Below are 7,137 nucleotides of genomic sequence, written 5' to 3' on the forward strand. Positions count from 1 at the left end.
TGCCGCAGGTGGCAACCCATAGGACGGAACTGGCAGAGGCAGGGCGCAGGTGGAGAAATGGTGACCGGGCTAGTGTGCCGTCGTGCGCCCGTTGGGGGCGGGACGGCCATTGGGGTGACGGGCGTCCCGGGTTCCGGCCCGGAGCTCGGGACGAGGCGTCGTGGATAGGATCGCGCTCACGGCCGGGGCTTTGTATGTCATTGTCCTGCTCCGCGCCGGAGGGACGTTCACCGTCGGGTGGCTTGCGGGCGCCGGTGCCCGGCGTAGCAGGTTCGCCGAGCGGACCTCCTCGGCGAAGTTCCGGCGCGCCGAGCGGGCGATCCAGCGGTGGGGCGCGCCGGTGGTGGCCGTCTCTTTCCTGACCGTCGGATTCCAGACCGCCGCCAACCTCCTCGCGGGCAGCATGCGCATGCCGTTGCCGCGCTACCTCCCCGCCCTGTTCGTGGGCGGAGCGGCCTGGGCGCTGATCTACGCAACCGCGGGGCTCGGCGTGCTCGAAGTGCTGGGAAGGCTCTTCGCCGAGCGGACGGCCCTCGGGGTGTCCGCCGTGGCCGTCCTGCTCCTCGCGGCGTGCGGGGTGGTGATGTACCGCAGAAGAAGGGCGAGCCTGCCCTCCGGTGACCCCGTGGCCGAGGAATCGTGAGCCCGTCCCCTGTCCGGGGGTGACGCTGAGACCGCCGGTTGCGCCGATGCCGGCGCAGGCCGCGGAGTCGGTCCCGGGTCCGGCTGCGCGGCGCGCGGGGGCGGCGTACCAGCAAGAAGCTGGACGGGCACCGGGCGCTGCTGTCCACCCGGCCGGCCCCGGTGGCCGGGTGCTGGTGCAGACCCGCCGCGGGTCGCTGGTCCAGGACCGTGTTGCAGCAGGACGGCCAGGAGCTCCTGACCCCTCTGCCCGATGACGACGGACCTGGTCAAGGCTCAGGAATCGCTGGCGTTCTGAACCGACGTATCCGGCGTCGAAGCCTCGTGGTCAAGCCCCTGACCAGTGCTACCTGACCGGCTACCGCGGCTGGTCTGTTAAATGCACCTTCTCCGACTCAATGGGCAGGGCGATGGGGCAGGCACCCAAAATCGGTGAACTTGGCCGGATCGGCTACACCGGCGCATCCGCCCGGCCCCTCCACGGGCATGCCTGGTACGGGGACACGCCGATGCACCACTCGCAGCGCGGTAGCGGTGCACCGGCGGGGCGGGACTGACAACGCGCTCACCGGGTGGTGATCCCGCCAGCCTGGCTACGGTCAGCACCGGCGTTCCTCGCGTCGATGAGCTGTGCGGGCTTGTCTCACGGCCATCGCGCTCATGGACCCTGCTGGGGAGCCGGTCGTCGATTTGACGATCAGCCCGTGCTCGCGACAGTGCGGAACAGGGCAGCGCGGCGGCGTAGAGCATGCCCCGGGCGCGGAAGCCGCGGGCCATGTCCGCCAGGCGACCCCGCCCGGCACTCGGTTACGGATCGCGTCCAGCATCTGGCGACGGCAATAGCCCCCAGGCTGTCCACCCCGCCGCTGAAGCCAGGTCGACCCGGGCAACAACGGCCGGTTGGCCCTCCACTCTGCACCCGTCATCTCGGCGCCCGGCCGCGCCGAAGTGTGATTGGGGGCTCACTGCTCCCCGAGCGTCATCCACTTTTCCGGCTTTTCCAGTGATGCGAAGCCCACCTTGGCGTAGACAGTGTGCGCGTCCGCCGTGGCCAGCAGGATTCGACGCAGGCCGTAAGGAGAAAGATGGTCCCGGACCGCAGCGGCCAGAGCGGTTCCCAGGCCCCTTCCACGGGCGTCGCGTGCGATGTACACGTCGCACAACCAGGCGAAGGTGGCCGCGTCAGTGACAACACGGGCGTAGCCAATTTGGGCGCCTGAGGCGTTGTCGTAGACGCCGAAGTTGAGGGAACAGGCGATCGCCAGGTCCTGCTTCTCTCTCGATCGACCGACGGCCCAGTAGGAGTCCTGCGACAGCCACTGGTGGATCAGCTCGGGGTCGAGGCGTGCGGGGTCCGTGGATATTTCATATCCGACAGGAAGTTCAATTTCCATGAGTGAATTATCCAATCCAAGCAGCCGACAAACCATCACGGAATTCGACATCCAACGCCGGCTCGTACTGTTGCGCTCTGATAGACATCGGATCGGCTCCGATGCCTAGGAATCTGAGCATGGTAATCCTGTCTATGCGGGGCGCGGTTCACGTTGTGCCCGGGAGCACGGCCACAGCGCTTGGATGTCCGGGGTGTTGGCGGCCGAGACGCCGACGAGGAGAGGCAGTCCTGCCGCGTCCGACAGTGCAGTTCTCGACCTGAGGATCCGAACTGGCGGCATTCAGGCCGCCTGGCGCCGTCTGGCACGTTCGGCTGCTTTGGTGTATCGCTGCACGGCATCTCCTGATGTCGACCACGGCCACGACGTCACCACACCTTCGAGGGCTTGGAAGACGACTGTCGCTTCGGAAAAGCGCTCCGCCTCCACCAGCGCGTAGGCAAGTGTGTTCAGATCGGCGAGGGCGGAGGCCTGCTGCAAGAACCCGGGGCTGAGACAGAGCCTGAATGCCCGCTCCAACGCTCCGGTCTCCCATGGCTGTGCCCATGCGGAGCGGGACAGCAAAGCCTGCACGCCGCCGCCCTGGACCAGCTTCACGTAACGCCGCACCACCGCTGTCAGCTCGAGGCCTGCCGTGGGCGCATCGGGAGGCGTCCGAGCCCGAACCGTCTCGATGAATTCCATCCACTCGAGATGCGAACCGCATTCCTCGGGCGAGAGGTAATCAAGCATTTCCATGTACGCGTAGCGATTCCAGGGGTCTCGTTCGACCACCTCGCTCCACACCCCGGCCATTTCCGGAAGAGGTCGCCGAAGTAGACGATACAAAGCCACCAATAGAACCCACGGCGTGGGGTCCTCCGGATTATCCGCCGCCACCCGGTGACAAGACTTCGCGATCGCCGCCGCATCTGATATCGAACCGCTGAGGCGACCTCGGACGACATCCACCCACGCCTTGAAAAGGAGCGCCTCTCCGTCGTTCGGCTGACGCCTCAGCCATTGTTCGGGCAGCTGACCGCCGGCTACCACGGATCCCAGAATCGCCAGACGGTGGGCTTTCCGATCCCAGTCCCTTTGTGCGTCGGCAGCGTCTACGACCGCTGCGATGGCGCCCACTTGAATATCGATCATGTTCGGTGTCGGCAGCCGAACGAGCAGTCTCACAGCCTTTCCCAGTTCCTGGTCATCGAGTTCGGGGAGCAAACGCGGCTTTGGCCGACGGGAGATAATAGACACGTGGACACCTTATGTCGTCCACCATGGATAACAACCGTCGTCTCCCAACCGTTACCATGCAAATATCCCGCCACGGGATAACGGGTGACATTGTTCCGCGATATCACCAACGCTTTGCCGACGGCGTTGTCCCTGCTGGTCGGCGAGAACGGACGCCACCGGTTAAGGCACATCGCCTCCATATCCCACCGAGGCGCACATGAGGTCGGGCCTGAAGTAGTCCAGCACCCCGCTCATGCCGGCAGCTCCTCCAAACGTCCAGTCGCGACGAACGAGACCTCGCCGCCGACTTGTACCGAGCGAACGTCCCCGCTCGGGCCCTGCGCGCTGATCGTCATCTGGCTGGGACGGCCGGTGAACCGGCCCTGTCTCAGGACCACCTTTTCCCCGTCGCGGATGCGGCCGTGGCGGCGCAGATAGGCGGCGGCACATCCTGCGCCACTTCCGGTCGCCACGTCCTCGACGATGCCGTCGTTGTTCCAGTGCCGTGCCTCCAAGGCCTCGGCATCGAGGAGATAGGCGAACTGTGCGCCGAGGCTGGAAAGCGCCGTGTCGAGATCGAAAGCGATCCGGGCCCGTTCAAGTGCGCCGCTGCGCACCGGCAGCACCAGGTAACGCAGACCGGTGGAGACCACCTCGGGCGGGAGATCCGCATCCAGGTCTTCGTCATTCAGCGAAAACCAAGACGCCAGGTCCTTGCGGTCCGGCTGACCGAGGAAGGAGGGGGCGCCCTGATCCAGCACGCTGGAGTACCGCCCAGGACCATGACGATGCGTGGTGATCTCCACCGTGCGGGCTTTCAACTTCATGGTCCATGTCTCGCTGTCGTCACTGCCGTGCAGCGCGTGCAGGACACAAGCAGCCCCGATCACAGGATGGCCGGCGAAGTCGAGTTCCCCGATGAGGTCGAAGACGCGGGCCCGCCAGGTCCCCTCTTCCGCGTCCTCACCTGACAGGAAGATCGATTCGAAGTGGCGCATTTCCCTGGTGATGGATGCCATCTGGCCGCTGCTGAGCTGACGGGCGTCGGGGAAGACGGTGAGACTGTTGCCGCTGAAGGGCCGAGGGCTGAACACATCGACATGGAAGTAGTGCATGGGACTGACGCTAATGATTCGCTCCTTCAGACAGAACTACCCAATTGACCAGGGGCCGTATTAGCTGCGGTTATGGCCTCCGACCACGATCTACAGACGTCGTTGCTGCGGATGTTCGTCAGCTGCGCCTGCCCGGGCACCATCCGTCGCGCCGCCGCCGCGCTCGGGCGCAGCCAGCCGGGGCCCCCGCGGCTCATGCGGTCACAACACCAGCCGCTCAGCGGCCTGGAGCAGTGCCTGCCGGGCGGCTTTGATGGTGGGGTGCTGGCCGCCTCCGCGACGCACGGCAGTGAACAGTCTGCGCCTGCGATGAGCCCGTGGCAGTGGCTGTATGGGGACGGTCAGGGGGCGGCCGTGCCAGGCCAAGCCCGGAAGCAGTGCGGCCGCATGACCCTGTTCGGCGAGTCGCAGATGCAGGAAGTGATCGGTGGACTCGTAACGGATGTCGGGTTCGAAGCCTGCTTCGCGGCACAATGCCATCGACCAACGGCGAGCGACGGTTCCCTCGGGCTCCATGACCCACGGCTGTCCTGCCAGGCTGAGAAGAGCCTCCATGGGGTCGGCCACGCTCCCAATGGCCGGATGAGCCAGATGCAGGGTGTCCTCACACAACTCCTCCTGCTCCACCTCCGCCGGCCGTGGACCGGGAATACCGGGGTACTCCACGTCGATGACCAGATCGAAGTCGCGCGCCAGCAGAGCAGAAAGGGCGCTTTCCCGCTCCATCTGAGTGAGATGGACACGCAGCAGCGGATGAGCAGCATGCAACAAGTTCAACGCGGTGGGGACCAGGGCCAGCGCCGCACTCTGAAAGGAAGCGATGCGGAGTGTTCCGGTCAAATCGGTCAAGGATGTCGCGATGTCGGTCTCCGCGCGTTCCAGCCGCTCCAGGACAGCCTCGGTGTGCGCAACGAGGATCTCCGCCTGTTGGGTGAGGCGTACCCGCCGACCGACGTGTTCCAGTAGCTGGACGCCGGCCTCGGATTCCAGCAGCGACAACTGCTGAGAAATGGTGGATGGACTGTAGGACAAGGCCGCGGCAACGGCGGCCAGCGTGCCGCGGTGCTTGAGCTCCCTGAGAAGTCTGAGCCGGTGAAGATCGAACATGGCAGCGCCTGAAACAGCTGGCTTTCTCGTGGGAGAGCTTGTTCCGGACGCGTAGAGTGTGAATGCCACGCTACGCCTCGCGGTTGACTCGGGGTGAGGACGGCGATCTCAAGGATCAGCGCCGCCGGTTTTAGGGCTGGGTGCCGTAGGGGCGAGGGATGCGCGGCGGCCAGGACTCTCTGGGGCGCGGTCGGATCGTAAGGCGACCACCCGGCCATTGAAAAGCGCTACGAGGTCACGCTTGAATGCGTCCCGGGCGGATTGGCGGCACGGCCCGCATCAGGCAGGTGATGTCCCGGCCCACTGATGCCTTGGCGGGCCGTCCCCGATCGCCGTCGAGGTCACGGCCTGGCTTGGGCGTCCTCGGCTGCCCTGCGCATGGCGGCCACCCGGCCGCGCACGCCGAACCACCCGGCGACGAGGGCCCCGACGATCAGCGGCAGACACAGCACGGTGGTGCGTGCGGCCCCGCCATCGGCGTACATCAACACCAGAACGGAGGCCAGGAAGCCGAGGGTCACGATCTCGGTCCAAGGCGAGCCGGGCAGCCGGTAGCCAGGACGCGTCAGCTCGCCCTGCCGCGCCTTCCGCCAGAAGAGCAGGTGGCAGATCATGATCATGCCCCACGTGGACAGGATGCCGATCGCCGCGAAGTTCAGGACGATCTCGAACGCCTCCGCCGGCACGACGAAGTTGAGGCCGACGCCGAGCACACAGATACCGGTGGTGAGCAGGATGCCACCGTAGGGAACCTGGCTGCGGCTCATCGCACTCGTGAACCTCGGCGCCGAGCCGGACATCGCCATGGAGCGCAGGATGCGGCCGGTCGAGTACAGGCCGGAGTTGAGCGAGGACATGGCCGCGGTGAGGACGACAAGGTTCATCACGCCGCCCGCGGCGGGGACACCGATGTTGGACAGCACGGTCACGAAGGGGCTCTCGCCGGCGACGTACTTGTTCCACGGCAGCAGCATCGAGAGCAGGATGACCGAGCCGACGTAGAACAGCCCCACGCGCCACATGATCGAGTTGATCGCCTTGGGCATGATCTTCTCGGGGTTCTCGGTCTCACCCGCGGTAACGCCGACCAGCTCGACTGCGGCGTAGGCGAAGATGACGCCCTGGGTGATCAGGAGCATGGGCAGCAGACCGTTGGGGAAGACACCTCCGTTGTCGCTGATCACGGACAGACCGGGGTTGTGACCGCCGACGGGCTGCTGGGTCACCAGCAGGAAAATGCCGATGCACATGAAGACGACGAGGGCGCCGACCTTGATGATCGCGAACCAGAACTCCAGCTCGCCGAAGATCCGCACCGAGATCAGGTTGACCGCCAGGACGACCGCCAGGGCGATCAGCGCGATCACCCATTGGGGTATGTCGGAGAACATGCCCCAGTAGTGGGTGTAGGTGGCCACCGCGGTGATGTCGGCGATACCGGTCGTGGCCCAGTTCAGGAAGTACATCCAGCCCGCGGTGTAGGCGCCCTTCTCGCCGAGGAACTCCCGGGCGTACGACACGAAGGCGCCGGACGAGGGCCGGTACAGGACGAGTTCGCCGAGCGCGCGGACGACGAGGAAGGCGAAGACGCCGCAGACCGCGTACGCGACGAACAACGACGGGCCGGCCTCGGCGAGGCGGCCGCCGGCACCGAGGAA

Annotated in this window: 6 protein-coding genes; 1 reads left to right on the forward strand and 5 read right to left on the reverse strand. The window is 66.1% G+C overall.

The genetic code is table 11. The features are described from left to right. The first annotated feature begins 160 nt into the window (after positions 1–160). Positions 161–643 carry a VTT domain-containing protein gene (locus AB0D48_RS31065; protein WP_362404391.1) on the forward strand — a complete coding sequence of 161 codons (483 nt, stop codon included), beginning with the start codon at positions 161–163 and terminating at the stop codon, positions 641–643. Positions 644–1,604: 961 nt separating this feature from the next. On the opposite strand, the gene AB0D48_RS31070 is transcribed toward AB0D48_RS31065, so the two are convergent. From AB0D48_RS31070 to AB0D48_RS31090, 5 genes are all read right to left on the reverse strand, one after another. Beyond that, the gene (locus AB0D48_RS31070) at positions 1,605–2,036 is read right to left on the reverse strand and encodes a GNAT family N-acetyltransferase (RefSeq protein ID WP_362404394.1); all 432 of its coding nucleotides are present in this window, start codon (positions 2,034–2,036) and stop codon (positions 1,605–1,607) included. A 282-nt stretch (positions 2,037–2,318) separates the two neighbouring features. After that, on the reverse strand, positions 2,319–3,275 hold the full coding sequence (locus AB0D48_RS31075; RefSeq protein WP_362404397.1) for a hypothetical protein: 957 nt from the start codon (positions 3,273–3,275) through the stop codon (positions 2,319–2,321). Between the two features lie 233 nt (positions 3,276–3,508). After that, positions 3,509–4,372 carry a PhzF family phenazine biosynthesis protein gene (locus tag AB0D48_RS31080; RefSeq protein WP_362404399.1) on the reverse strand — a complete coding sequence of 288 codons (864 nt, stop codon included), beginning with the start codon at positions 4,370–4,372 and terminating at the stop codon, positions 3,509–3,511. 201 nt (positions 4,373–4,573) lie between these two features. Beyond that, positions 4,574–5,479, reverse strand: a complete 906-nt coding sequence (locus AB0D48_RS31085; RefSeq protein ID WP_362404402.1) for a LysR substrate-binding domain-containing protein — start codon at positions 5,477–5,479, stop codon at positions 4,574–4,576. Between the two features lie 341 nt (positions 5,480–5,820). Beyond that, positions 5,821–7,137, reverse strand: a 1,317-nt coding sequence (locus AB0D48_RS31090) for an amino acid permease (RefSeq protein WP_362404405.1), incomplete at its 5' end; no start/stop codon positions are given.

Source organism: Streptomyces sp. NPDC048269, assembly GCF_040652395.1.
Lineage (GTDB): Bacteria > Actinomycetota > Actinomycetes > Streptomycetales > Streptomycetaceae > Streptomyces.

Bases quoted from the DNA above. Each gene is read 5' to 3' on its own strand.
- AB0D48_RS31080 (WP_362404399.1), bottom strand. From the start codon at position 4,372: ATGCACTACTTCCATGTCGATGTGTTCAGCCCTCGGCCCTTCAGCGGC.
- AB0D48_RS31070 (WP_362404394.1), bottom strand. From the start codon at position 2,036: ATGGAAATTGAACTTCCTGTCGGATATGAAATATCCACGGACCCCGCA.
- AB0D48_RS31085 (WP_362404402.1), bottom strand. From the start codon at position 5,479: ATGTTCGATCTTCACCGGCTCAGACTTCTCAGGGAGCTCAAGCACCGC.